The sequence below is a fragment of the Mesorhizobium sp. B2-4-19 genome (assembly GCF_006441315.1).
Taxonomy (GTDB): Bacteria; Pseudomonadota; Alphaproteobacteria; order Rhizobiales; family Rhizobiaceae; genus Mesorhizobium.
This window is the reverse complement of sequence record NZ_VFUV01000006.1, coordinates 127,719-151,234: the sequence shown is the minus strand read 5'-3', so window position 1 is coordinate 151,234 and position 23,516 is coordinate 127,719. Positions and strand designations below refer to the sequence as shown.

General features: G+C 64.5%; 34 protein-coding genes and 1 pseudogene. 14 read left to right on the top strand and 21 right to left on the bottom strand.

Going from position 1 to position 23,516, the window contains the following annotated elements; genetic code table 11:
• Window positions 1-14: 14 nt before the first annotated feature.
• The 6 genes and pseudogenes from FJ546_RS13120 to FJ546_RS13100 form a co-directional block, all read right to left on the bottom strand.
• Window positions 15-1,037 carry a YeiH family protein gene (locus FJ546_RS13120; RefSeq protein WP_246686835.1) on the bottom strand — a complete coding sequence of 341 codons (1,023 nt, stop codon included), beginning with the start codon at window positions 1,035-1,037 and terminating at the stop codon, window positions 15-17.
• Between the two features lie 168 nt (window positions 1,038-1,205).
• Window positions 1,206-1,385, bottom strand: a complete 180-nt coding sequence (locus tag FJ546_RS31905) for a type II toxin-antitoxin system RelE/ParE family toxin (protein ID WP_281405649.1) — start codon at window positions 1,383-1,385, stop codon at window positions 1,206-1,208.
• Between the two features lie 32 nt (window positions 1,386-1,417).
• Window positions 1,418-1,491: pseudogene (locus FJ546_RS31900) on the bottom strand (hypothetical protein); the annotation flags it as partial.
• A complete protein-coding gene (locus tag FJ546_RS13110) occupies window positions 1,488-1,772 on the bottom strand; it encodes a type II toxin-antitoxin system ParD family antitoxin (RefSeq protein WP_281405651.1) in 285 nt (94 codons plus the stop codon). The gene FJ546_RS13110 and the pseudogene FJ546_RS31900, both read right to left, overlap by 4 nt.
• Before the next feature lie 103 nt (window positions 1,773-1,875).
• Window positions 1,876-2,253: an ester cyclase gene (locus FJ546_RS13105; protein ID WP_140889713.1), complete on the bottom strand. Its 378-nt coding sequence runs from the start codon at window positions 2,251-2,253 to the stop codon at window positions 1,876-1,878.
• Between the two features lie 75 nt (window positions 2,254-2,328).
• The gene (locus FJ546_RS13100) at window positions 2,329-3,222 is read right to left on the bottom strand and encodes a LysR family transcriptional regulator (RefSeq protein WP_140889712.1); all 894 of its coding nucleotides are present in this window, start codon (window positions 3,220-3,222) and stop codon (window positions 2,329-2,331) included.
• A gap of 151 nt (window positions 3,223-3,373) precedes the next feature.
• Here FJ546_RS13100 and FJ546_RS13095 point away from each other — a divergent pair, with 151 nt between their 5' ends.
• From FJ546_RS13095 to FJ546_RS13080, 4 genes are read left to right on the top strand one after another with little or no spacing between them, the layout of a single operon-like run.
• Window positions 3,374-3,769, top strand: coding sequence for a cupin domain-containing protein (locus tag FJ546_RS13095; RefSeq protein ID WP_140889711.1), 396 nt, complete (start codon window positions 3,374-3,376; stop codon window positions 3,767-3,769).
• A gap of 50 nt (window positions 3,770-3,819) precedes the next feature.
• Window positions 3,820-4,158, top strand: coding sequence for a carboxymuconolactone decarboxylase family protein (locus FJ546_RS13090; protein ID WP_140889710.1), 339 nt, complete (start codon window positions 3,820-3,822; stop codon window positions 4,156-4,158).
• 3 nt (window positions 4,159-4,161) lie between these two features.
• Entirely contained in the window at window positions 4,162-4,536 is a 375-nt protein-coding gene (locus tag FJ546_RS13085; RefSeq protein ID WP_140889709.1) for a DUF2255 family protein, read from the top strand.
• A gap of 1 nt (window position 4,537) precedes the next feature.
• Window positions 4,538-5,527 carry an aldo/keto reductase gene (locus FJ546_RS13080; protein WP_140889708.1) on the top strand — a complete coding sequence of 330 codons (990 nt, stop codon included), beginning with the start codon at window positions 4,538-4,540 and terminating at the stop codon, window positions 5,525-5,527.
• Between the two features lie 109 nt (window positions 5,528-5,636).
• On the opposite strand, the gene FJ546_RS13070 is transcribed toward FJ546_RS13080, so the two are convergent.
• Complete coding sequence (locus FJ546_RS13070; protein ID WP_140889707.1) at window positions 5,637-5,903, bottom strand: hypothetical protein; 267 nt, start codon at window positions 5,901-5,903, stop codon at window positions 5,637-5,639.
• Here FJ546_RS13070 and FJ546_RS13065 point away from each other — a divergent pair.
• From FJ546_RS13065 to FJ546_RS13035, 7 genes are all read left to right on the top strand, one after another.
• Window positions 5,884-6,351 (top strand): GNAT family N-acetyltransferase, encoded by a 468-nt coding sequence (locus tag FJ546_RS13065; RefSeq protein WP_140889706.1) that lies wholly within the window; start codon window positions 5,884-5,886, stop codon window positions 6,349-6,351. The genes FJ546_RS13070 and FJ546_RS13065 overlap by 20 nt on opposite strands.
• Before the next feature lie 28 nt (window positions 6,352-6,379).
• Window positions 6,380-6,763 (top strand): ACT domain-containing protein, encoded by a 384-nt coding sequence (locus FJ546_RS13060; RefSeq protein WP_140889705.1) that lies wholly within the window; start codon window positions 6,380-6,382, stop codon window positions 6,761-6,763.
• 174 nt (window positions 6,764-6,937) lie between these two features.
• Window positions 6,938-8,371 carry an aldehyde dehydrogenase family protein gene (locus FJ546_RS13055; protein WP_140889704.1) on the top strand — a complete coding sequence of 478 codons (1,434 nt, stop codon included), beginning with the start codon at window positions 6,938-6,940 and terminating at the stop codon, window positions 8,369-8,371.
• 139 nt (window positions 8,372-8,510) lie between these two features.
• Entirely contained in the window at window positions 8,511-8,921 is a 411-nt protein-coding gene (locus tag FJ546_RS13050; protein WP_140889703.1) for an MbcA/ParS/Xre antitoxin family protein, read from the top strand.
• On the top strand, window positions 8,915-9,613 hold the full coding sequence (locus tag FJ546_RS13045; RefSeq protein ID WP_140889702.1) for an RES family NAD+ phosphorylase: 699 nt from the start codon (window positions 8,915-8,917) through the stop codon (window positions 9,611-9,613). Before FJ546_RS13050 ends, FJ546_RS13045 begins: the two co-directional genes overlap by 7 nt.
• 171 nt (window positions 9,614-9,784) lie before the next feature.
• Window positions 9,785-10,075 (top strand): metalloregulator ArsR/SmtB family transcription factor, encoded by a 291-nt coding sequence (locus FJ546_RS13040; RefSeq protein WP_032931173.1) that lies wholly within the window; start codon window positions 9,785-9,787, stop codon window positions 10,073-10,075.
• A gap of 43 nt (window positions 10,076-10,118) precedes the next feature.
• A complete protein-coding gene (locus FJ546_RS13035) occupies window positions 10,119-11,234 on the top strand; it encodes an alkene reductase (RefSeq protein ID WP_140889701.1) in 1,116 nt (371 codons plus the stop codon).
• A 117-nt stretch (window positions 11,235-11,351) separates the two neighbouring features.
• Here FJ546_RS13035 and FJ546_RS13030 read toward each other — a convergent pair whose 3' ends face one another.
• From FJ546_RS13030 to FJ546_RS13000, 7 genes are all read right to left on the bottom strand, one after another.
• Window positions 11,352-12,125 (bottom strand): amino acid ABC transporter ATP-binding protein, encoded by a 774-nt coding sequence (locus FJ546_RS13030; protein ID WP_281405648.1) that lies wholly within the window; start codon window positions 12,123-12,125, stop codon window positions 11,352-11,354.
• 41 nt (window positions 12,126-12,166) lie between these two features.
• Complete coding sequence (locus FJ546_RS13025) at window positions 12,167-12,841, bottom strand: amino acid ABC transporter permease (RefSeq protein WP_140889700.1); 675 nt, start codon at window positions 12,839-12,841, stop codon at window positions 12,167-12,169.
• Window positions 12,838-13,509 carry an amino acid ABC transporter permease gene (locus tag FJ546_RS13020; protein ID WP_140889699.1) on the bottom strand — a complete coding sequence of 224 codons (672 nt, stop codon included), beginning with the start codon at window positions 13,507-13,509 and terminating at the stop codon, window positions 12,838-12,840. Before FJ546_RS13020 ends, FJ546_RS13025 begins: the two co-directional genes overlap by 4 nt.
• Before the next feature lie 274 nt (window positions 13,510-13,783).
• Complete coding sequence (locus FJ546_RS13015; protein WP_140889698.1) at window positions 13,784-14,572, bottom strand: ABC transporter substrate-binding protein; 789 nt, start codon at window positions 14,570-14,572, stop codon at window positions 13,784-13,786.
• 95 nt (window positions 14,573-14,667) lie between these two features.
• Complete coding sequence (locus FJ546_RS13010) at window positions 14,668-15,828, bottom strand: saccharopine dehydrogenase family protein (protein ID WP_140889697.1); 1,161 nt, start codon at window positions 15,826-15,828, stop codon at window positions 14,668-14,670.
• Window positions 15,825-16,325, bottom strand: a complete 501-nt coding sequence (locus FJ546_RS13005) for an Lrp/AsnC family transcriptional regulator (protein ID WP_140889696.1) — start codon at window positions 16,323-16,325, stop codon at window positions 15,825-15,827. Before FJ546_RS13005 ends, FJ546_RS13010 begins: the two co-directional genes overlap by 4 nt.
• 258 nt (window positions 16,326-16,583) lie before the next feature.
• Entirely contained in the window at window positions 16,584-17,480 is an 897-nt protein-coding gene (locus tag FJ546_RS13000) for an AraC family transcriptional regulator (RefSeq protein ID WP_140889695.1), read from the bottom strand.
• Window positions 17,481-17,614: 134 nt separating this feature from the next.
• Here FJ546_RS13000 and FJ546_RS12995 point away from each other — a divergent pair, with 134 nt between their 5' ends.
• Window positions 17,615-18,346 (top strand): SDR family oxidoreductase, encoded by a 732-nt coding sequence (locus tag FJ546_RS12995; RefSeq protein WP_210243107.1) that lies wholly within the window; start codon window positions 17,615-17,617, stop codon window positions 18,344-18,346.
• 26 nt (window positions 18,347-18,372) lie between these two features.
• On the opposite strand, the gene FJ546_RS12990 is transcribed toward FJ546_RS12995, so the two are convergent.
• The gene (locus FJ546_RS12990; protein WP_140889693.1) at window positions 18,373-19,248 is read right to left on the bottom strand and encodes a LysR substrate-binding domain-containing protein; all 876 of its coding nucleotides are present in this window, start codon (window positions 19,246-19,248) and stop codon (window positions 18,373-18,375) included.
• A 126-nt stretch (window positions 19,249-19,374) separates the two neighbouring features.
• Here FJ546_RS12990 and FJ546_RS12985 point away from each other — a divergent pair, with 126 nt between their 5' ends.
• Window positions 19,375-19,569, top strand: coding sequence for a hypothetical protein (locus FJ546_RS12985; protein ID WP_140889692.1), 195 nt, complete (start codon window positions 19,375-19,377; stop codon window positions 19,567-19,569).
• Between the two features lie 15 nt (window positions 19,570-19,584).
• Complete coding sequence (locus FJ546_RS12980; RefSeq protein ID WP_140889691.1) at window positions 19,585-20,334, top strand: sulfite exporter TauE/SafE family protein; 750 nt, start codon at window positions 19,585-19,587, stop codon at window positions 20,332-20,334.
• A 35-nt stretch (window positions 20,335-20,369) separates the two neighbouring features.
• Here the strand turns inward: FJ546_RS12980 and FJ546_RS12975 are convergent, their stop codons facing one another.
• From FJ546_RS12975 to FJ546_RS12950, 6 genes are all read right to left on the bottom strand, one after another.
• Entirely contained in the window at window positions 20,370-20,864 is a 495-nt protein-coding gene (locus FJ546_RS12975; protein WP_140889690.1) for a GNAT family N-acetyltransferase, read from the bottom strand.
• Entirely contained in the window at window positions 20,861-21,151 is a 291-nt protein-coding gene (locus tag FJ546_RS12970) for a DUF1778 domain-containing protein (protein WP_140889844.1), read from the bottom strand. The genes FJ546_RS12975 and FJ546_RS12970 overlap by 4 nt, the downstream gene beginning before the upstream one ends.
• Before the next feature lie 100 nt (window positions 21,152-21,251).
• On the bottom strand, window positions 21,252-21,809 hold the full coding sequence (locus tag FJ546_RS12965) for a sugar O-acetyltransferase (RefSeq protein WP_140889689.1): 558 nt from the start codon (window positions 21,807-21,809) through the stop codon (window positions 21,252-21,254).
• Between the two features lie 100 nt (window positions 21,810-21,909).
• Complete coding sequence (locus FJ546_RS12960) at window positions 21,910-22,356, bottom strand: GNAT family N-acetyltransferase (protein ID WP_246686832.1); 447 nt, start codon at window positions 22,354-22,356, stop codon at window positions 21,910-21,912.
• 68 nt (window positions 22,357-22,424) lie between these two features.
• Window positions 22,425-22,700 carry a DUF1778 domain-containing protein gene (locus FJ546_RS12955; protein ID WP_095790444.1) on the bottom strand — a complete coding sequence of 92 codons (276 nt, stop codon included), beginning with the start codon at window positions 22,698-22,700 and terminating at the stop codon, window positions 22,425-22,427.
• 100 nt (window positions 22,701-22,800) lie between these two features.
• Window positions 22,801-23,250: a universal stress protein gene (locus tag FJ546_RS12950; RefSeq protein ID WP_140889687.1), complete on the bottom strand. Its 450-nt coding sequence runs from the start codon at window positions 23,248-23,250 to the stop codon at window positions 22,801-22,803.
• Window positions 23,251-23,516 lie beyond the last annotated feature (266 nt).

The following is a 23,516-nucleotide window of genomic DNA, read 5'->3' as shown; positions in this document are numbered from 1 at the left end:
ATTCTCGCGGGAGTCTAGGCGAACTTCACCAGCATCAGGCTGAAGCCGCCGATGAACAGGAAGGCGCAGAAGGCGAGCGCCAGCGGGCGCAGGCCGCGGGAGCGCAGCTGCGAAATGTCGGCCTGCAGCCCCATGGCGGCCAGCCCCATGGTCAGCATGAGGGTGGTGGCAAGCGCCATGGCCGACTTCACTTCGGCCGGCACGGTGACCAGGCTGTTCAACGCCACTACCGCGACGAAGGCGGCGACGAACCACGGCATGGGCGGGCGGGCGGCAGACTGGTCGCCGCTCGTCTTGCGCCGTGCCATCAGGCCGAGTGTGATGACCATCGGCGCCAGCATGGCGACGCGCGTCAGCTTGGCGACGGTGGCGATCTCGCCGGACTGGGTGCCGTTCTGGAAGCCGGCGCCGATGACCTGCGCCACCTCATGGATGGAGGCGCCGGCCCACAGGCCGAAAGCGTGCTGGTCGAGGCCGAGCGCGGGGGCGAGCAGCGGGAAGCCGAGCATGGCGACGGTGCCGAACAGCGTGATCGAGGCGACGGCGTAGGTGACGTCCTCGTCGCGCGCATCGGTGACGATGTTGGTGGCGACGATGGCCGAGGCGCCGCAGATCGAGGTGCCGGCGGCAATCAGCTGCGCCAGCTTTGCGTCGACGCCGATCAGCCGGCCGAGCATGATGGTGAAGAGGAAGGTGGCGCCAAGCGTCGCCGCGACAATGCCGACGCCGCCGGCGCCGATGGAGACGACCTGGCCGAGCGTCAGCTGGAAGCCGAGCAGCACGATGGCGAGGCGCAGCAGGCGCTTTTGCGAGAAGGCAATGCCGGCCTTGGCGTGCGCCGGCGTGCCGAGCACGTTGGAATAGACCATGCCGGCGACGACGGCGAGTATCATCGGGCTGAACAAAGCGAAGCCGGAGACATTGTGCGCCGAGAAGGCGGCGGCCGTGATCATCGCCACCAGCACGATGCCGGGGATGACCCCGTTCCACACCGAATCGAGCCGCTTGCGGCCTGCGGCGAGGTCTGTGGAAATCATGCTTTTCGGAATATCGTTCGCGATGCGGGCGGTGGATGACAACGCAATTCTCCAGACAAGTACGCTGGAGGAATGCCATTCCTGAAACGATCTTTCCAACGAATTGTTATGGTCAGAATGATCGATTTTTACGAACGATTCAGGCTGAGGACCGTGCAAACCATTCGACTACAACAATTCCTGCCACCGGCGCGCGCCATGAATGACGCGTACAATCTCCACGCCGTCGCCGATCTGGCGATAGAGGATCAGGTAGTTCCCTGCTGGGAACGTGCGCAAGTCCGCTCGCACCTCCGGCCGGGCAATGCCCATTCCCGGGCATGTCGGCGATGCGCCGGCAATGGGCATGGATTTCGTCATACCAACGGAGTGCGGCCGAGGGACTGTCTTCGGCGATATAGAGCGCGATGGCCTCTATATACGCTTCGGCTTCAGGCCGTAAGCGCAGAGTCATCGCGGCGTGCGCTCGGCAATCCTTGCATCGAGCCTGCCTTTGATTCGGGCGAAGGCTTCGCCTCCGTCCACAGCGTCGCCGCTTGCCATGCCTTCATCCCAAAGCCGGCCCAATTCGTCGACAGCCTGATCGCGCTGCATCCGGCGAAATTTCCATTCGCGCAACGCCTCACGCATGACTTCGCTCGCCGAAGCGTATTCGCCCGCCGCGACGACCTCACGCATCATGGTTGCCATTTCGGGGGTGAGGGCAACGTCACTCTTTCGACATTGGCCATCTATGATCTCCTGCTACACAAGGTAGGCAAGTTTACCACCGGCTGCAAGGATAACGGATCGTTCGCGCTTCATGACCGGGCAAGCGGATGTCCGCTGCGACGTGCCATCAGAGCTGCGCTTCGATGGCCGCCTTGTCGATCACCGACCAGACGTTCCTGATCCGATCGTTCAGAAATTCATAGAAGACGTTCTCGCTGAACGAGACTTTGCGGCCGTTGATGGGCAGGCCGAAGAAGGTTCCCTTCGGCGTGCAGTGGAACTGCAGGCGGCTGGCTATGAAGGGTGGTTGGGCAATCAGCAGCTGGACATCGAAATAGAGATCAGGAATTTCCCGGAAATCCCGCTCCAGCATGGCGCGGTAACCCGATAGGCCGACGCGGTCGCCATTGTAGTGCACCTCGTCATGGACGAAGCGATGCAGCCGCGCCCAATCCTGATTGTTGAGGCAGTCGATATAGCCTCGATAGAGGTCGGTTTCTGTCACGGCGACGGCTCCGGGGTTTCGTCAGATTGCGCTCCGGCAGGAAGATAGAACGACTGTGGGCGCAGTCCAGACGTTCTAGCCGCGATAGCGCAGCGCATCGACCAGCAGCGAGAAGGCCGGCGTCGCCTGGCGGCGGCTGGGGTAGTAGAGATGGTAGCCGGGGAAGGGCGGGCACCAGTCCGCCAGCACCCGCACCAGCCGACCGTCGGCCAGATGCGCGCGCACCTGATCCTCCGGCAGGTAGGCAAGGCCGAGGCCAGCCAGCACCGCATTCATGCGCAATCCCGCCGTGTTGAAGATCAGCTGGCCTTCGACGCGCACCTTCAGTTCGCGCCCAGCCTTTTCGAATTCCCAGGCATAGAGCCCGCCATAGGTCGGCAGGCGCAGGTTAATGCAGTTGTGGGCGGTGAGCTCCTGCGGCGTGCGCGGCTTCGGCTGTCGGGCGAAATAAGCGGGCGATCCGACCACGGCCATGCGCATGTCGGGGCCGATGCGCACCGCGATCATGTCGTGCGCCACCTGTTCGCCAAGCCGCACGCCGGCGTCATAGCGCTCGGCGACGATGTCGGTCAGGCCGTAGTCGACGATGATCTCGACCTTGATGTCGGGATAGCCCGGCATAAGCCGCGCGATCGCCGGCCACAGCACCGCCTCGGCGGCGTGCTCGCCAGCGGTGATGCGGATGGTGCCGGCGGGCTTTTCACGCAGGGCGCTGAGCGCGGCGAGCTCGGCCTCGATCTCGTCGAGCCTTGGCCCGACGGAGCGCGCCAGGCGCTCGCCGGCCTCGGTGGGCGCCACGCTGCGCGTGGTGCGGGTCAGCAACCGCATGCCCAGCCGCTCCTCCAGCGCGCGCACAGTGTGGCTGAGCGCCGATTGCGAGACGCCGAGCTGTGCCGCCGCCCGGGTGAAGCTTTTTTCGCGCGCGACGGCGAGGAAGGCGGTCAGCTCGTTCAGATTGTCTCGCGGCATTGATGAGTTTTCCTCATAAGTACATGCCGGATATAGCATCTAATCCAGACTAATCGCAGGCGCTAGATAGACGCCATCACAATTGGCTGCCCGAACTCGGCGGCTTGGAGGCCTGGGGCAGCGTGCTGCCTGGCGTCGAAAAGGAGGAACCATGGACATCAAGCGAAGCGGCTCGCAGCCTTCCGCAAAAGGTTCAGCCGACTATTTCACCGGCACGGTGCGCATCGACGCACCGTTCAAGGGCAGCGAGCCGGCCCGCGTCGGCGGCGCCACCGTGACTTTCGAGCCCGGCGCGCGCACCGCCTGGCACACCCATCCGCTCGGCCAGACGCTGATCGTCCTGTCGGGCGCCGGCCTGGTCCAGCGTGAGGGCGGCCCGATCGAGCCTGTTCGCCCCGGCGACATCGTCTGGTTCGCGGCCGGCGAGAAGCATTGGCATGGCGCGGCACCGACCACGGCGATGACACACATTGCCATCGCCGAGGCCCTCGAAGGCAAGGTCGTCGACTGGATGGAGCATGTTACCGACGAACAATACGGGGTCTGAGCAAGCATCAGCGTTTCGCTTGGACCGATGCCGCAAAGAAGGAAACCACTATGACCGATGTACCAGTGCCGCACCGGAATCCGTTCTCGGATATCGCGCCCGCGCTCGGCAAATACACCGACGAGGTGCTGTTCGGAGATGTCTGGATAAGGCCCGGCCTCTCGCCGCGCGACCGCAGCCTTGTCACCGTCAGCAGCCTGATCTCGAACTACCGGGTCAACGAGATGCCATTCCACATGAAGCGGGCACTCGACAATGGCGTCACCCGCGACGAACTCATCGAAACCATCACGCATCTCGCCTTTTACGCCGGATGGCCGGTTGCAAGCACGGCGATCGGCGTAGCCCGCAAGGTTTTCGAACAGGCGGATGCCGAGAAATCGGAATAGGAAATGCCTTGGTCGAAAGATGAACTCGAGAGGATCGCGGCAACCGACGATCTGCATATTTCGCCTTTGCGCGATGACGGCGTGACCCTGGGCACGCCGACCTGGATCTGGTCGGTCGTTGCCGATGGCGCGCTTTATGTGCGCGGCTACAACGGCCAGCAGTCGCGCTGGTATCAGGCCGCGATCAGGCAGAAGGCCGGACGTATCACAGCTGCCGGCCTGACCAGGGACGTCACCTTCGAAGCAGTCGAGGGAACCGTCAACGCCCGCATCGATGACGCCTACCGGGCGAAATACGCAGCCAGCCCTTATCTCGCACCGATGATCGCGGCGCGCGCCCGCGCCGCCACGGTGCGGATCACACCGAAGGAGAATTGAAATGCAGAAGCGCACACTTGGAACAAGCGGCCTCGAAGTCTCGGCCATCGGGCTCGGCTGCATGGGGATCAGCCAGTCCTATGGGGCGCCGATGGAGACGGCGGATGCCGTTCGCCTGATCCGCTCCGCGTTCGAGCGCGGCATCACCTTCTTCGACACGGCGGAGGTCTATGGGCCGTTCAAGAACGAGGAGGTCGTCGGCGAGGCGCTGCAGTCGATCCGCGACCAGATGGTGATCGCCACCAAATTCGGCATCGACATCGCCGGCACGGCCGGACATGAGGGCATGGACAGCCGGCCGCGGCATATTCGCGACGTCGTCGAGGCCTCGCTCAAGCGGCTGAGGACAGATCGCATCGACCTGCTCTACCAGCACCGCGTCGATCCGGTCGTGCCGATCGAGGAGGTGGCGGGCGCGGTGAAGGACTTGATCGGCCAAGGCAAGGTCAAGCATTTCGGCCTCTCCGAAGCCGGCGTGCGCACCATCCGCCGCGCCCATGCGGTGCAGCCGGTCGCCGCCCTGCAAAGCGAATACTCGCTGTGGTGGCGCGAACCCGAGGAGGCGATCCTGCCGGTGCTCGAGGAACTGGGCATTGGCTTCGTGCCCTTCAGCCCGCTGGGCAAGGGTTTCCTGACCGGCGCCATCAATGCCGATACGCGGTTCGACAGCAGCGACTTCCGCAACACCGTGCCGCGTTTCGCGGAAGAGGCGCGCAAGGCGAACCAGGCGCTGGTCGATGCGATCGTTGCGATCGCGGCGCAGAAGAAGGTGACCCCGGCGCAGGTGGCGCTCGCCTGGCTGCTGGCGCAAAAACCCTGGATCGTTCCCATCCCCGGCACGACGAAGCTCTATCGCCTCGAGGAGAATATCGGATCGGCCTCGGTCGCGCTGACGGCGCAGGATCTTGCCGACATCGAAAACGCGGTCTCTGCGATTGCCGTACAGGGCGAGCGCTATTCGCCGCAACAGGCGGCCAGGATCGATCGCTGAAGCGTGCGCGCGCTCTGTGACCGTGTAGCCATCCCGGCGGATTCCTTCGCCAGGACGGTCGTGTTCGCCATGAGCTAGCCAGACAAGGTCGACATCAACGAGATCCTGTTCAGGCCGACGGCGCAGGAGTATTAAGCTCGAAAGTCTGGGCCAATCCCGAAGCCTTGACGTGCCATGCCACTTGTTCCAGCTTGGCGTCATGTTCGACCTCGCGCCAACAAACAGCACGCGACGCCGCCCATTGCGGAGCGGCAAGCTGAGCGCGCGACGACAAAGGCCGGCAGGATAGATCCGGTTCGTCCGTTTCCAGCCCCGCCCGCGACATCGCCGGCGGGGTTTTCAATGTCTGGAGCATTGTGATGACAAATTCTTCCATCCGGTTTCGGCCGGCCGAAACCGCTGACGCCGCCGCGATCAGGGATATTGTGCGCGCGGCCTATGCCAAATGGGTGCCGGTGATCGGCCGCGAGCCGCTGCCGATGCGCGCCGACTACGGGAAGGCCGTTGCCGAGCATCCGTTCGAGCTCGCCGTCGTGGACGGCCACATCGTCGGCATGATCGAAACCATGCTGGCCGACGATCATCTGTGGATCGAAAATCTGTGCGTCGCGCCGCAGGCGCAGGGCAGGGGGATCGGCCGGCTGCTGCTGGCGCGGGCCGAGCGCAAGGCGCTCGAAGCAGGCCGCCTGGAGCTGCGCCTGCTGACCAATGGTGCCTTCGAGGCCAATGTGTTGTTGTACAAAAGGCATGGCTATACGATCGACCGGGAGGAGCCGTTCATGGACGGCATGACGGTCTATATGAGCAAGCAATTGACGCGATAGCGGACAAATCGGAGGCATGGATACGACGATGGCTGCCAAGGTCAAATTGAGGCAACTTCCCGGGCCGTACGCGATTTCGCGGCTCGGGGCGGGTGACGGCATTCCCGGCTGGGCGGACGGGCCGGGCTTCGTCAGCATCACCAGGACCGACGACGAGCTTTCGATCACGTGCCTGCAGGATCGCGTCCCAGGCACGGTCAAGCACGACGGCGACTGGGTCGCCTTCAAATTGCAGGGGCCCTTTGCTTTCGACGAAACCGGCATCGTGCTGTCGGTCATCCAGCCACTGTCGGAAAACGGGCTGGGCATCTTCCTGGTGTCCACCTTCGACGGCGACCATCTGCTGGTGAAAGCGGCGGATCAGGATGCGGCGAGACAGCATCTGCTCGAGGCAGGACACACGCTGCTGTGATCCATCCCAGGCCGTGGAAAACGGCTGGGTTCTCTGGCCTAACGCCTCTGGCTCAATCACTGGCGCGCTGGCTCAACCATTTCGGGGGTTGCGTTTGACAGCGGCGTTTGTGCATCGTTATTTCTGATCGGATATGACGGCCGGAACGGCCTTGCGGCACCCAAGGAGAAAACAATGTCACACAATCTGCAGTTCTATATCGACGGCGCGTGGGTCGATCCTGTCGTGCCCAGCACGCTCGATGTCATCGATCCGTCGAATGAGGATGCTTTCGCGCAGATCTCGCTGGGTTCCAAGGCCGATGTCGACAAGGCGGTGGCCGCCGCCAGGCGCGCCTTCAATACGTTCGGCTTCACCTCGGTCGAAGAACGCCTCGATATGCTGAACCGCGTCATTGAGGTCTACAAGAAGCGCTCCAGGGACCTGGCGCTCGCCGTGTCGCGCGAAATGGGCGCGCCGCGCCAGATGGCGCTCGACAGCCAGGTTGGCGTCGGGCTGGCGCATCTGGAGAAGATGGCGGAGACGCTGAAGACCTTCCAGTTTCGTCACGTCAAGGGTTCCTCGCTCATCGTCAAGGAACCGATCGGCGTCGTCGGCCTGATCACGCCGTGGAACTGGCCGCTGAACCAGATCACCTGCAAGGTCGGCCCGGCACTTGCCGCCGGCTGCACCATGGTGCTGAAGCCGTCGGAAATCGCACCGCTCGACGCCATCATCTTCGCCGAGATCATCGATGAGGCCGGCGTGCCGAAGGGCGTGTTCAATCTCGTCAATGGCGACGGCCCCGGCGTCGGCCAGGCGCTCTCCAGCCATCCCGACGTCGACATGATGTCGTTCACCGGCTCGACGCGGGCCGGCATATTGGTGGCCAAGGCCGCCGCCGACACGGTCAAGCGCGTGCACCAGGAACTGGGCGGCAAGTCGGCCAACATCCTGTTCCCGGATGTCGACCTCGCCCGCGCCGTCACCAAGGGTGTCGCCGGCTGCTTCGGCAATAGCGGCCAGTCCTGCAATGCGCCGACCCGCATGTTCGTGCCGCGCGACCGCCATGACGAGGCCGCCGGTTATGCCAAGGCGGCGGCGGAAAAGTTCATGGTCGGCCCGGCCGACGGCGCCGACACCAAGCTTGGCCCGGTGGTCAGCCAGGTGCAGTTCGACAAGATCCAGGACCTGATCCAGGCCGGCATCGACGAGGGGGCGACGCTCGTCGCCGGCGGCCCAGGCCGTCCGGCCGAACTCAACCGCGGCTACTATGTCAGGCCGACGGTGTTCGCCGACGTCACCCACGACATGCGCATCGCGCGCGAGGAAATCTTCGGGCCGGTGCTGGCGATCCTGCCCTATGACACGGTCGAACAGGCGGTCGAACAGGCCAACGACACCGTCTACGGCCTTGCCTCCTACATCCAGGCCAAGGACATCCAGAAGGCCCGCGACGTGGCGGCACGCATGCGCTCGGGCAATGTCTACATCAACTACCCGGCCTGGGACGCCGGCCTGCCCTTCGGAGGCTACAAGCAGTCGGGCAACGGCCGCGAATACGCCGAATACGGGCTCGAGGATTTCCTCGAGATCAAGGGCATTGCCGGGTATGAGGCGGCGGAGTAGGCGGGGCGCTAGCATCGACCTTCCAGGACTTGGGTTCCTCGCCCACTTCGTGGGGGCGAGGAACCCAAGTCTGTTGAGGCCTCATCCTTGCCAATTGGCAAATACATGCTATATCTATGCCAATAGCAGGGTGAGCAACATGCAGCTTCAGTCCATCGTCACCACGCCGGCCGCGGTTGGGTCCGCCATTTCCGAGGAAGAGGCGGGCGCGCTGGCGCGCACCACGGTCAATCTGTTCAAGGCGTGGAACCTGACAGACCTGGAGGCCTGCATCCTGCTCGGCGGCATGTCGGCGCGCACCTGGGCGCGCTGGAAGGAAGGCGGCATCGGCCGGATCGACCGCGACCTGCGCACCCGCATGGCGCATCTGATGGGCATCCACAAGGGGCTGCGCTATCTCTTCACCGAACCGGCGCGCGGCTATGCCTGGATCCGCAAACCCAATGCCACGTTCGGCGGCCAGTCGGCGCTCGACCTGATGCTGCGCGGCGAAATCTCCGACCTTGCCGCCATGCGCGAATGGCTCGATGCGGAGCGTGGTGCATGGTGAGTGGGCTCGCGGTCCGGCGCCGCGTCCACTGGCCCCAGACGTTTCGCATCATCCGCTCCATCCATCCGCCGATCGACCTGTTCGAGGACATTGCCGATCCACGTGACTGGGAGGCGCTGGCCGCAGTAGAGGAGAAGACCAACCCGCGCATCCGGCTGGAGATCGGCGACCTCGGCAAGGTCGCGGCGGCAAGGCGGGTGTCCGGCCCCGGCGCCAGCTTCGTGATGGCGCCCTTCGTGCATTGTTCGACGCTGCGGCCCGGGCGTTTTTCCGATGGCAGCTACGGCCTCTATTATGCCGGCGACAGCGAGGATGTGGCGCTGGCCGAAACCATCCATCACCACCAGAATTTCATGCGCGCCACCAATGAGGATCCGGGCTGGACGGCGGACTTTCGCGTGCTGATCGGCAGCGTCGACCGCGACCTCGATGACGTCAACGCCGTGCCCGGCGTGCTCGACCCCGACGACTACACCGCCTCGCAGGCGGAGGGGCGGGCGTTGCGAGCAGCGGGCAGCGACGGACTTGTCTGGAACAGCGTGCGCATGCCCGAGGGGCAATGCATCGGCATCTTCTGGCCCGACGTCATCCCCGTGCCGGTGCAAGGCCGGCACTACTCCTACCACTGGGACGGCAGCCATGTGGATTTCGTGCGCCAGCACGATACGGGCAAGGTGCTGTCGGTTACCTGACGGGATGGCGGCGCATTCGCCGCGGAGGCTGGGCGCCCGGCGGCGCTATTTGCGGCTTCGTGCCGTGTCCAGAGACCAACTTGCTCCGATTGCCTTCGAAAATGGCATGGATTTCCTGCCATATCGGCTCTACCCGATCTATATATCGGGCGAGATCGATGCGAGGTGAAGATGGACCGCGACATCATATTGAAGGCACTGGCGCATCCGTTTCGACGCGATGTCCTGGCGTGGCTGAAGGAGCCTGAACAGCACTTCGCCGCGCAGGCGCATCCGCTCGAGATGGGTGTCTGCGCCAGCCAGTTCGACCATCGCGGCCTGGCGCAGTCCAGCGTCTCCGCGCATCTGGCGACGCTGGCATCGGCCGACCTCGTGACGACGCGTCGGGTCGGCCAATGGGTGTTCTACAAGCGCAACGAAGAAACCATCGCCGCCTTTCAGGCCGCCTTGTCCGATCTCTGACGATCCTCCCCCGATCCCCCCGAATGCATGAAAGGCATTTCTCATGACTACCCTGTTCGATCCCTTGCGGGCCGGCGACCTGACGCTGGCGAACCGCATCGTCATGGCGCCGCTGACGCGCAATCGCTCGCCCAATGCGGTGCCCGGCGACCTCACGGTGACCTATTACAGCCAGCGCGCCACGGCTGGTCTTATCGTCACGGAGGCCACCGCCATCAGCCATCAGGGCCAGGGCTATGCCGACGTGCCCGGCCTCTATGGCGCGGACCAGCTGGCCGGCTGGAAGCGTGTCACCGACGCCGTCCATAGAGGCGGCGGCACGATCGTGGTCCAGCTCTGGCATGTCGGGCGCATCTCGCACAATATTTTGCAGCCCGGAGGCGGCAAGCCGGTGGCGCCGTCGGCGATCCGGGCAAACTCCAAGACGTTCCTGGTCAGGCCCGATGGCAGCGGCGAGTTCGCCGAGACCTCCGAGCCGCGCGCGCTCGATGCGGCCGAACTCCCCGGCATCGTCGAGGATTTCCGCCGCGCCGCCAAGGCGGCGATCGAGGTGGCGGGGTTCGACGGCGTCGAGATCCACGGCGCCAACGGATATCTCATCGACCAGTTCCTGCGTTCGGGCACCAACCATCGCGGCGACGCCTATGGCGGGTCGATCGAGAACCGGACGCGCTTCCTGTTCGAGGTGGTCGACGCGGTCACGGGTGCCGTCGGCGCCGGCAGAACCGGGATCAGGCTGTCGCCGGTGACGCCCGCCAACGACACTTCGGATAGCGATCCACAGCCGCTGTTCAACCATGTCGTGGCGGGCCTGGGCAGCCGTGGCCTTGCCTATATCCACATCGTCGAAGGCGCGACCGGCGGCGCGCGCGACTTCAGCCAGGGCGACCGGCCGTTCGATTACGAAGAACTCAAGGCCGCCTATCGCAAGGCCGGCGGTGCTGGCGCCTGGCTGGTGAACAATGGCTACGACAAGGAACTGGCCGAAAAGGCGGTCGGGGACGGCTATGCCGACCTGGTCGCGTTCGGCAAGCTGTTCATCGCCAATCCCGACCTGGTCAGCCGGCTGAAGCGCAATGCCGAACTGAACGCCCCCGACAAGGCGACGTTCTATGGCGGCGACGCCAGGGGCTATACGGATTACCCCACGGCGGCCTGAGCCGCCCATCCGGACGGTGTGCCCTTTCGCCCGCAGCGGAAGGGCAGCCGCTCGCCCGGTATGATGAACCGAACGGGCTACAGATCCGTTGCTCCGCAATGCCAACGGCCGCCGCCCTCAATGCCTGAGAATCTTGCTCAGGAAGGCGCGGCTGCGGTCGGTCTTAGGGTGTGAGAAGAACTCGTCGGGCGTGCCGCTTTCGACGATGGCGCCAGCATCCATGAACACGACGCGCTGGGCGACCTTGCGGGCAAAGCCCATCTCGTGCGTCACCACCATCATGGTCATGCCTTCCTCGGCGACCGCCACCATGACGTCGAGCACTTCCGAAATCATCTCCGGGTCGAGGGCGGAAGTCGGCTCGTCGAACAGCATGATCTTGGGCCGCATGCCGAGGCAACGCGCGATCGCCACGCGCTGCTGCTGGCCGCCGGAGAGCTGTGCCGGATAGGCGTTGACCTTGTCGGCCAAGCCGACCTTGGCCAGCAGTTCGCGCCCGGCCTGTTCGGCCTCGGCGCGCGGGATCTTGCGGACGTGGATCGGGGCGAGCGTGACATTTTCGAGCGCGGTCTTGTGCGGATAGAGGTTGAAGGACTGGAAGACGAAGCCGATCTCGGTGCGCAGCTGCGTCATGTTGGTGGCGGGGTCGCCGACACGCTGGCCGTCGACGACGAGGTCGCCATCCCTGATCGTCTCCAGCCCGTTGATGCAGCGGATCAGCGTGCTCTTGCCCGAGCCGCTCGGGCCGCAGACGACGACCACTTCGCGCGGCTCGACGCTGAGCGTGATATCCCTGAGCACGTTGAGCGCGCCGAACCATTTGTTGACGCCGCGAAAGTCGATCATCCCGGTCTTGGTCAGACCTGGTTGGGTCAGGCCTGGTTGGGTCATGCCCGCTTTGGTCATATTGCCTGGCCCTTTGGGGTTCGATGTCACAGCTGCACCTCGCCATGCGCCGCGCCCATGCGGCGTTCGAGCCGGCGGGCCAGCATGATCAGCGGATAGCAGACGATGAAATAGCCGACGCCGACGAGGAAGAAGACCAGCAGGCCGTTCGGCACACGCTGCACCACCAGCCAGCCGACGCGGGTGAGGTCGGTCAGGCCGATGGCCGAGACGACGGAAGAGTCCTTGATCAAGAGCACATATTGCCCGACCAGCGGCGGTAGCACGATGCGCATCGCCTGCGGCATCACCACCTGGCGCATGCGCTGCCAGCGCGACAGGCCGGATGCCAGCGCCGCCTCGACCTGGCCTGATGGAACGGAGCGGATGCCGGCGGCGACGATCTCGCAGATGAAGCAGGCGGCAAGGTTGGTCAGCGCGATGATGCCGGCGGTGAAGGCGTCGAGCTCGATGCCGAACTCCGGCAGGATGAAGAAGATCAGGAATATCTGCACCAGGAACGGCGTGCCGCGGATGAGGTCGACCCAGGCGCCGATGATGCTGGAGAGCAGCCGGTTGCCGCCGGTGCGCAAGATGCCGAGACCGAAGCCGAGCGAGGTGCCGAGCACCAGGCTGATCAGCGACAGCACCACGGTCATGCCGAGGCCGCGCAGGGCCAGCGGATAGGAGCCGGCGAGGCTGACGAATTGCTGCCAGATCATGTCCGCGCCCCCGCCGCGCCGAGCCAGCGGCCGGAGAGACCGGCCAGTGCCTTCAGGCCGTAGTAGAGCAGCAGGTAGAAGGCGGCGATGGTGAGAAAGCCTTCCGCCGGCATGAAACGGTCGGAGGCGAGCAACTGCCCGGCGCGCGTCAGCTCGGCGACCGAGATCAGCGACAGCAATGCGGAATCCTTGACCAGCACGATCGCCTGGCCGAGCAGCGGCGGGATCGTCACCTTGAAGGCTTGCGGCAGGACGACCAGGCGCATGCGCTGGACGTAGGTCATGCCCGAGGCGACGCTGGCCTCGACCTGGCCGCGCGGGATCGACAGGATGCCGGCGCGAATGATTTCAGCAATATAGGCGCCGCTGTTCAACGACAAGGCGAGGATGCCGACGACGAGTTCCGGCAGCACGAAGCCGAGCCGGGGCAGGCCGAAATAGAGGAAATAGAGCTGCGCCAGCAAGGGCGTGGCGCGCACGGCGTCGATATAGGCCTTGGCCGGCGCGCGAAACAACCAGCCGCGCTGCAAATTCATGGCGCACAGCACGATGCCGACGACGAGCGCGCCGACAAAGGAGATCGCCGACAGCCAGACGGTCGTGACCAGGCCCTGCCCGAACAGCGGCAGGTATTCGACGATGGTGCGGAAACTGAAATTTTCGAGCATGAGCGCGGCGGTGTGAGTAGTGAGTAGTGAGTAGGAAGTAGTGAGTAGGAAGTAGTGAGTAGTGAGTAGGAAGTAGGAAGTAGGAAGTAGGAAGTAGGAAGTAGGAAGTAGGAAGTAGGAAGTAGGAAGTAGGAAGTAGTGAGTAGTGAGTAGTGAGTAGTGAGTAGTGAGTAGGCAGGTAGGCAGTAGGCATAGAAGTGTGCCGAATGGCTACTCACTACTCACTACTCACTATTCACTACTCACTATTCACTACTGCCTACTCCCCACTTTCTTAGTGGTCTTTCTTCCAGGCGTCGGAATTGACCCAGTAGTCGAGGTTCTTCTGCAGGCGGCCGTCGATGGTGATCTGGTTGAGGAACAGGTTCATCCAGACCAGCAGGTCCGGCTCGTCATAGCGGGTGGCGAAGGCAAGCGGCTCCTTCGACAGCAAGTCCGGCATGATGGTGAAGGTGCCGGCGGGATAGGCGGTCGACTGGCCCTTGACCGCCGAGACGTCGTTGACGCCGCAATCGGCCTGGCCGTTGTTGACCGCGTCGAGCAGCAGCGGACCGCCGCCCTTGTAGCTCTTGATGTCGGCATCGAGGAAGGCGGCCTTGGCTTCCTTCTCGCCGGTGGCGCCGAGCAGCACGGCGATCTTGGTGCCCTTGGCCTTGCAGTCCTCGGTGGTCTTGAACTTGCTGTCGGCCTTGGTGAAGACGGTGCTGCCCGTGTACATGTAAGGCGTGGTGAAGGCGACCTTCATGCCGCGCGCCAGCGTCGGCGTCATGTCGGCGACCAGAAGATCGGCCTTGCCGGACAAGAGCGCCGGGATCAGGCCGTCCCAGTCGAAGTCGAGGAAGGTGATCTTCACACCCATTTCCTTGGCCATCAATTCGGCAAGTTCGACCGAACTGCCGGTGCGTTCGCCATTGGCGCCGACCAGCGAGAAGGGCGGTCCTTGCGTCTGCACGGCGACGCGCAGTTCGCCGCGCTTGGTGATCTCGTCCAGCGTTCCGGCGCTGGCCGCAGCGGTCAGGCCCGCGAGCGCAAGTCCGGCGATGAAAAGTCTGGCAATCTTCATTTTGGCATTCCTCCCTGTTGTTGTTTGCCCGCGGATTCCCTTGGGCTCTTTTTTTGAGCGGCGCCGCCGTTTGCCGGCGGGCCGTTCGAAAATCCTCAGTCCCAGGCCACCGTCTCGGCAACCTTGATGCCGCGCTTGGCCAGTTCGTCGAAGAAGGCTTCGTCGGGCACGTCGAGCAGCGGGTTCAAAAGGCCTGGCGTGATGATCTCGCGCCGCGCCAGCATCTGCGCCACGATGCTGGCGGGATAGCCGACGCCGAGGCTCATGCCGAACAGGCCCGACGCCAGGTCGCGCTCGATGATCAAATCGGATGTCACGGTCTTGGCTCGGCCGCCTTCGAGGCCGGAAAAGACATTGCGCATCACGCAAAGGTCCTTCTCGCCGGGGCCATATTGCAGTTGCGGGCCGAGCAGCCGGCCGAGGAATTCGCGCGGGCTGCTGGAGGTGCCGGGCACCTTGTCCTCGGAGAGGAAACCGAGCTCCTTCAGCGGCGCCCAGAAGGCCGACCATCCGGGCCAGCGCAACGTGTAGCGGCCGGAGCGGCGCAGCCCTTTGGCTGAGGGAAGCATCTCGACATAATGCAGCGCATCGCCATTGGGGAAGGCTTCCAGCCGGCCGAGGCCGGCGACCTCGATCTCATGGATGAAAGGACTGTCGTGCTGGCGGGCGGCGGGCACGGCGACGCGTTTGCCGTCCTCGATCATCACGCTGTCGCGGTTCTGGCTGACCAGAACCATGTCGAAGTTCCAGCTCACCTTGTAGCGAAGCGGCTTGGCCATCGCCTTCGGTTCGGGAATGCCGCCGCAATAGGAATCGATCGATGTGATCGTGTCGAACTGTTTTGCGGCGCGGGCGTAGAGCACGAGGTCGATGCCGGGGTCGAGCCCGCATTCGGTCATGATCGAAACGCCGGCCCGTTCGGCTTCCGGCGCCAGGTCGGCGATGGTCTTGGCGTAATTGGTGGTGACCAGCGGCGTGCGGGTTGCGATGGCGGCTTGGACCGCCTCACGCATCAGCGGCTGCGGCAGCAAATCGATGACGGCGTCGGCGTCAGCCAGCACATCGGCAAGCGCCTGTCCGATCGCACCCTTGGGCATGACGAAACGCACGCGGGAAAGGTCGGTCAGATCAGCCAGCCGGGCCGCGCCATCCGGCGCGGTATCGACGCAGATCACCTCCTCGACGCCACTGGCGACGAGATCGGCGATGGCCGCGCGGCCTTGCAGGCCGAGGCCGCCGAGAACCGCTATCCTCATGCCAGCTCCTTGCGGTCGTCCGACCAGCAGCCTTCCGGCAGGCTGACCCATTTGTTGCAGGACGCCATGACGACGAAGGTCTCGCTGCGCACAACCTCTCCCGGCTCGCCGGCGCCCGGGATCAGTTCGCTGGTGACGCGGTAGAGATCGGCGACGTCACCGGCCACCGTCACGTCGACGATAATGTCGAAGCGTCCGGTGACCACCGAAGCCGAGTTGACGAAGGGCAGTTCGGAAATGCGCTGCGCCAGTTCGCGAGCCCGGCCGCGCCCCTGGGCATTGATGCCGACAATGGCCGAGATCAGTTCGGGCCGCTCGGTGAGGTTCAGCAGGCCGACGATCTTGAGAAGGTTACGGTCGAGCAAATTGCGCAGCCGCGAGCGCACCGTCGGCACCGAAATCGCCAAGATCTCGGCAAGGCGGTTGATGCCCGGCTGCGCATCCTGCGACAGCTGTTTGACCAGCCGCCGATCGGTCAGATCGAGATGTTCCCGCAAGGTACCCGTCTTTCACAAATGAGAGAAATAGATGCTCTTTTCTTTCTTATGTGAAAAGACCATAGGGGAAATTTTTAATAACAGCAAGGCCCGTATCATTTATGGGCTATGATCATCTCCTCCCCATGCGGGGAGGCGGATCGAGCGCCCGGTGGTGGACCTGTCGAAGCCGACGCACGGGCCGTTCGAGGGCGCGGCGCGTAGGCTTCGCAACGCGTGGTCTTCCCGCCTTGCTGTTGCGTCTTCGAATCAAGGGGGTCAGGCGAGCTCGGTGGGCTCCGGCGTGGCGCGCAGGCGGCCGACATCGCGCACGGGCGGTGCGCCGAAGAGGCGGGCATACTCGCGGCTGAACTGGGAAGCGCTTTCATAGCCGACGGAGAAGGCGACGCCGGCCGCATCGCCCGACGTGGCGAGCAGGCGCCGGCGCGCTTCGTTGAGGCGGATACGCTTCTGGTACTGGATCGGCGTCATCGCCGTGACCGCCTTGAAGTGGCGGTGGAACACCGAGGCGCTCATGCCGGCCATCCGGGCGAGATCCTCGACGCGGAACGGCTCCGCATAGTGATCGCGGATCCAGGCCAGCGCGCGGCGAATCTGCGACAGACGGCTATCGGCGCCGGCAATCTGGCGCAGCATGGCGCCTTGCGGTCCCTGCAGCAGCCGAAACAGGATTTCGCGTTCGAGCAAGGGCGCCAGCACAGGGATTTCGGCCGGATGAACGATGAGCTCGATCATGCGCAGCCACGCATCGACGAGCGCCTCGTCGGCCCGGCTGACGGCAAAGCCATGGCCGATCGGCGCCTCGGCAACGGGCGGCATGTCGAGCAGCAGCGAAGCGATCAGCGTGGTGTCGAAGGCCAGGCTGACCGAGAGGTAGGGATGCTGTGGGCTGGCCTGCAAAACCTTGCCGACGGCCGGTACTTCGACCGCGGCAATGAAGTAGCGGCCGGCGTCGTAATGCAGCAGCTGATCGCCGATCATGACGGATTTGGCGCCCTGCAGGACCAGGCAAAGCCTTGGGTCGTAGAGCCCCGGCAACGGCCCGGTCGTCGCCTCGCCCTTCATGATGGTGACGCGGGGAATGCCGGTTTCGGTCAGCCGGCCGCGCGCATGGCGCATCACCTGGGCTTTGAGGTCGTCGAGCGATTTCTTCACAGCCTGTAGATCGCATCGGCGCGGCCGGCAATCAAGCTCCCGGCAGGAATAGGCAAGAACTCACCAGTTTTCGGCACGCGCCGGCCGGCGGTCCGCCCCATCTCTGCCGCAGACCACCACAGATCAAACTGGAGATAGACATGACCGACAAGACCGCATTGGTGACCGGTGCCAACAAGAGCATCGGCTACGAAACCGCGCGCCGGCTGGGCGAAGCAGGCTACAGGATTTGGCTGGGCAGCCGCGACAGGGACCGCGGCGAAGCGGCGGCGGCCGAGCTCAGGCAAAAGGGCCTTGATGTGCGCATACTGGAAATCGATGTCGCCAGCGACGCCAGCGTCAAGGCTGCCGCCCTGCGCGTTTCGGAGGAGGACGGGCGTCTCGATGTGCTCGTCAACAATGCCGGCGTCCTGGGTGGCCCAATTCTGGCCCCTAGCGAGGAGCCCGTCGATGTCATCAAGGATGTCTACGAGGTCAACGTGTTTGGGCCGATCCGCACCACGCAGGCCTTCCTGCCGCTGCTCAAGGCAGCTCCGCGCGCCAATGTGGTGATGGTTTCCAGCGGGCTGGGGTCGCTCGGCGGGTTGACCGATCCGGCCAACGAATTCTATGCGATCAATATCCTTGGCTACAACAGCTCCAAGACGGCGCTCAACGCCGCCACCGTTGCCTTCTCGAAGGAGTTTGCCGCAGCCGGCATCAAGGTCAATTCGGCCGATCCCGGCTATACCGCGACGGACTTCAACGGACACAGCGGCTACCGCACCGTGGGACAGGCGGCCGAGATCATTGTTCGCCTGGCGACCCTGGACGAAAACGGTCCGACCGGCGGCTACTTCTACGATGAGGGTCCGTTGCCCTGGTGACGGCCCGGCAGGCCACCCGTTCCGGCTCAGGCCAGGGCGGCGGCCAGAAGCTTTGCCTGCGGCGTCAGTTCGTCGAAGCTGCGGGCGCACAAATTGAGCTGGCGGGTCGCCCAGTCGTCGGTCAGCCGCAGGCTGCGCAGCGTGCGGGCCGAATGTCGGGCGGCGCTTTCCGGCACGATGGCGATGCCGGCACCTTGCGCGACCAGCCGGCAGACATTGTCGAGGCCGGGCACGCGGATGCGGATGTGCAGATGGCCGCCCAGGCGTGCGGCCTGGCGGGTGATGTGCTCCTGCAGGGCATGGCCGAGGCCGAGGCCAACAAAGGGTTCGCCCAGCATGTCGGCGAGGCTGGCGCTATGCAGGCCGGCTAGCCCCGGCCAGTTCCGCGCGGCGATCACCACCAGCCGGTCGATGAAGAACGGTTTCTGTTCGAGATGCGCAAGGCCGGCCCAGGTCGCGGCGATGCCGAGATCGGCCGCACCGCTCGCCACCGCCTCGGCGATCTCGTGGCTGGGGCGCTCGTCCAAATCGATGTCGATGACAGGATGGGCCGCCAGGAAGGCCGGCAAGGTGTCGCGCAAAAGCTCGGCCGTGGCGGCGGTGTTGGCCATCAGCCGCACGCGGGCGCGCAGGCCGCCGGCATAGGCGCCGAGGTCGCCGGCCATCGCCTCGATCTGGTTCTGCACGGCGCGCGCATGGTGCAGCAGCGCCTGGCCGGCGGCTGTCGCCACCACGCCACGGCGGCGGCGCTCCAGAAGCGGCGCGCCGAGCCGCTCCTCCATGCCCTTGATGCGGGCGCTCGCCGAAGCCAGCGCCAGCCCGGCAAGCTCGGCGCCATGGGTGATGCTGCCGCGCTCGGCCACCAGCAGGAACAGCCGGAGATCGGTGAGATCGAAGCGCATCTTTTTTGCTCCTGCGAGGTACGCGGTGTTGGCCTCAGCCTTCGGCCTGGACGAAGGCTGGCAGCGCAACTTCCACATTGTGCGCGGGCCGGATGTCGGTCAAATCTTTTGCGATGGAGATTTGCGATGAGCGAAAAAGCGACAGGCCGGCTTGGTATTCTTGAAAGCATGGCGATCGTGCTGGCGGTCGCCGTGGCCTCGCTTGCCATGGCGCAGGCGCAGCCTGGCCTGCGCGGATGCACCACGGCGGTTCCCGCCAGCCATGATGCCGTGCCGGCAAAACCGGATGCCGATGCGGCTGACATGCTGCTGCATGATTGATCGCGTGGCGTGGGCATGCTGAGCGCCGGCATCATCGCGTGGATCGGCGCCGTCTTTCTCGCCGCCGGTTTCGTCAAGGGGGTCGTCGGCATGGGCCTGCCGACCGTGGCGATGGGCCTGCTGGCGGTGACGATGCCGCCGGCCGAGGCCGCTGCCTTGCTGTTGATCCCGTCGCTGGTCACCAATCTCTGGCAGTTGTTCACCGGCCCCGCCTTCTGCGGCCTGTGCAGGCGGCTGTGGACGATGATGGCCGGCATCATGCTGGGCACCGTCGCCGGGGCAGGGGTGCTTACCGGCGCGCATGCGGGCGCGGCCTCGGCAGGGCTCGGCGCGGCGCTGGTGCTTTACGCCATTCTCGGCCTGCTCAAGCTGGGCTTCACCACGCCGGCGCGCCACGAGGCCTTGATGTCATCGCTGGTCGGCGTGGCGACAGGGCTGGTCACCGGCGCCACCGGCGTCTTCGTCATTCCGGCGGTGCCCTATCTGCAGTCGCTGCGGCTGGAGAGGGAGGATCTCATCCAGGCGCTCGGCCTGTCCTTCACCGTCTCGACGGCAGCGCTTGCCCTCGGCCTGTTCAGGACAGGCGCTTTTGCGTCGCCGACGGCGCAACTGACGGGCTCGATCCTGGCGCTGCTGCCGGCGCTGGCCGGCATGTTCATCGGCCAGGCGCTGCGCCAGAAGATGAGCGTCGAGACTTTTCGAAAGGTGTTCTTTGTCGGGTTGCTGGCGCTGGGCGTGTATCTCGTGCTGGAGGCGCTGCGTTAGGGACGGCCGTGACGGGTTTTGCTGCGCGGCAATTCTCAGCCGAAACTTGCTCTGACATCGGCGAGCGTGACCGTAAGTGTCAGCGGCTCGAGCGGCGAAGGTTCGAACCCGACAGCCATGTAGAAAGCCCGGGCATCCTCAGAAATTGCATGGACCAGAATGCCTCGGATTCCCAGGATTTCGGCGGCCTGGAGTATTCTCAGGCCGGCATCCCTTACCAGCGCACGGCCAACGCCTCGACCGTGATAAGCTTGGTCGACCGCCAACCTGCCCAGCATGGCAACTGGGATCGGGTCGGGCATGTTGCGCCGAAAGCGACCGGGAGCTTCGACCATCGTCACGCTGCCGCTAGCAATGGCGTAGTAGCCAATGGCGCGGTCTCCGTCGCAACTCACATAGGTGCGCGACGCGCCGCCTGTCTGGTTGGTGCGAGCCCGTTTTTTCAACCAGTCATCGAGTGAGGGTATGCCCGATGAAAATTCGCGCAGTTCGTGATGATCGGCGAGCGGTACCGGAGCCGACAGGCTCACGCCGCGTCCCACGGACCCTTTGTTGTCATCGTGCGGCGCAACCGGTCGTTTGGCTGCGGCGGCGCGTCAAGGCGTGCCAGAAACGCGGCATAGACATCCGGCTCGACGGAGAAGACGAGACGGTTCAGCAGCGCTTCCTCGGCGGCGCGTTGCGACGCTTCGAGCATGAAGTCGGTGCGATTCTTGCCGAGCAGTTCGGCAGCCCGGTCGATCAGGTTGCGAACTTCCGGCTTGACGCGGATATTGAGCGGGACGCTCTTCGGCAACGGACGATGTGACGTTGGCATGGATAGCTCCTTGACGCAGACATAGCAGATCGTAATGACAATGTCATTACGATCGATCGGCGAGCCAAAGGCTCCGTCCAGACGCTGGCCTGCGACGCCCTCACTCGGCAATCGACCTGATAACCCGCGCCGGGTTGCCGCCGGCAAGCGTGTTCGCGGGAACGTCCCTGGTCACCACCGAGCCCGCCGCGACGACTGAATTTTCGCCGATGGTCACGCCGCCGATGACCGTCGCGCCGGCGGCGATCCAGACATTGCGCTCGATGACGATCGGCCTTGCCGTCGTGAAGGCGCGCCGCCGCGACGGCTCGAGCGGATGGCCTGACGTGATGAGGCTGACATTCGGCCCGATCAGCACGTCGTCGGCAATGTCGAGCCCGCCAAGATCATAAAACGTGCAGTTCTGATTGACGAAGACATTGCGGCCAACGCGGGTGTCGGCCCCGCCGGTCGCGTAGAAGGGCGGGATCAGCAGGAAGCCGTCGTCGACCTTCCTGCCGATCAGTTCGCTGAACAGGGCGCGGACCTCGTCCGCGTCGTTGAACGTCAACCGGTTGAGACGGACGGTGATCGCCATCGCCCGTTTGACGTCCGCCAGCATGGCCGCCGATTGTGGCGTTCTCCCGGGGATTACCCTGGTGTGATCCTCATGCGCCATTCGTTGTTTCCCTCCGGCACGGCTAAACGAATAGCTGACGCATGACGGATTCTGCCTCTAAGGGCCAGGCTTAGTGAACCACCAGCACCGCCGCAGGCGTTCAGAACGCAGCTATCGCCTTGGCGATCACGGCGAAAGGCAGAACCAGGGACAACGGCGCGTCGTCGAGACGGACCGCACCGTAACCCTCATACCAGCGTGCCGCCTGATCCCCTTTGGCATCGATCAGCAAGGTAACGCCGCCGACCTCCTCCGCGACTGCCATACAGCGCTTTCCGGCAGCGAGCAGCAAACCGCCGCCGAGGCCGCGGCCTTGTATCGTGCGATCCACTGCGAGCCGACCTAGACGGTAGACCGGCACGTCATAGCGGCCAAGGCCGCGTCTGGCGATGGCCGGCGTCCGGGCAAAGTCGATCGAAGCCGGGCTGAGAGAATAGAACCCTAGGATGCGCGAAGGATCTTGCGCCGTCACGGCAACGAAAGTTTTCGCGCCACCGCTTTCATGGTTTTGACGGGCGAAGCGCTGCAAATAGGTGTTGAGGTCCATGTCGCCGCAGTCGAAGGCGGCACGGTCATGCTGTTTCCCGATCGGCGTTTCCTGCCAGGTCGTGGAGTTCACGCGAGGGTCTGACCGGCCTTGGCAGCGCGGATAAGACGGTTGGTCGGGGAGGGTGGGTTCTCAAGCAGGTCGAGGATACGCAGACTGTCCCGTTCCGACAGCGCAAGATGTTCCGCGCGCTCGATCGTGGCTTGGGCGTCACGCAGTGCCGAACGCGTGACGAACTCGGTCAGGCCGACATTCGACAAGGCCGCCGCACGAGCGATCACGGCTTTCGCTTCGGGCGCAATCCGAAAATCGATTCGACCGTTGTCGCTGACGTTGCGCGGCACAGGTATCTCCTTTGCCCATGATAATACGGTACGGATTGAATCCGTACAATATAAATCCTGCCGCGTTGACCTCAAGGGCATGAGCGCGCCGGTCGATCCATTACCGAACGACCAGCACCGGAATCGCGGTATAGGACAGCACTTCCGCGGTCTGGCTGCCCAGAAGCAGCTTGCCCAGGCCGCGGCGGCCATGCGAGGCCATCACGATCAGGTCGCAGCCTTGCGCCTGCGACAGTTCCAGGATCGCCTCGGCGGGCCGTTTGTCCTCGACATGCACAAGCTTGGCGGACACGCCGGCTGCATCGGCCGAAGCCTTGCACTTGTCGAGAACCTCCTTGCCATATTTACGCGCCTCTTCCTGGTAAACGACCAGTTCGTCGCCCGCCGCATAGCCGGCCATGGCGCCGCCCCAGGCGAAGATGGGGAACGGTTCCGAGACGGTGACGAAGGTGACGGCGGCGCCGATGCCTTTTGCCAATGTGAGGCCATGGGCAACGCCCTTGTCGGCCAGTTCCGATCCGTCGGTGGCGATGAGCAGATGTCTGTACATGATGATCTGACCTGTTGTGCAAGGGCTGGCGCCCTTGGGGGTGGCGGGAGCCTTGGTGGCTCCTCCTGATATAGTTGCGCCGCCGGTCTGCTCACAGGGCCAGCGTCATGTGGATCAGGGCCAGGCGAGGGGGCGTGCCGCGGCGATCTTCCGGTATCCCTGTTGGCTTCGGCTCGGCTGCGCCGCGACCGAGGTGATTGCGACGAAGGGCGGGGGCCGAAGACCACGCACGGGAAGGTCGACCTTAGTGGCTACCTTACGAATTC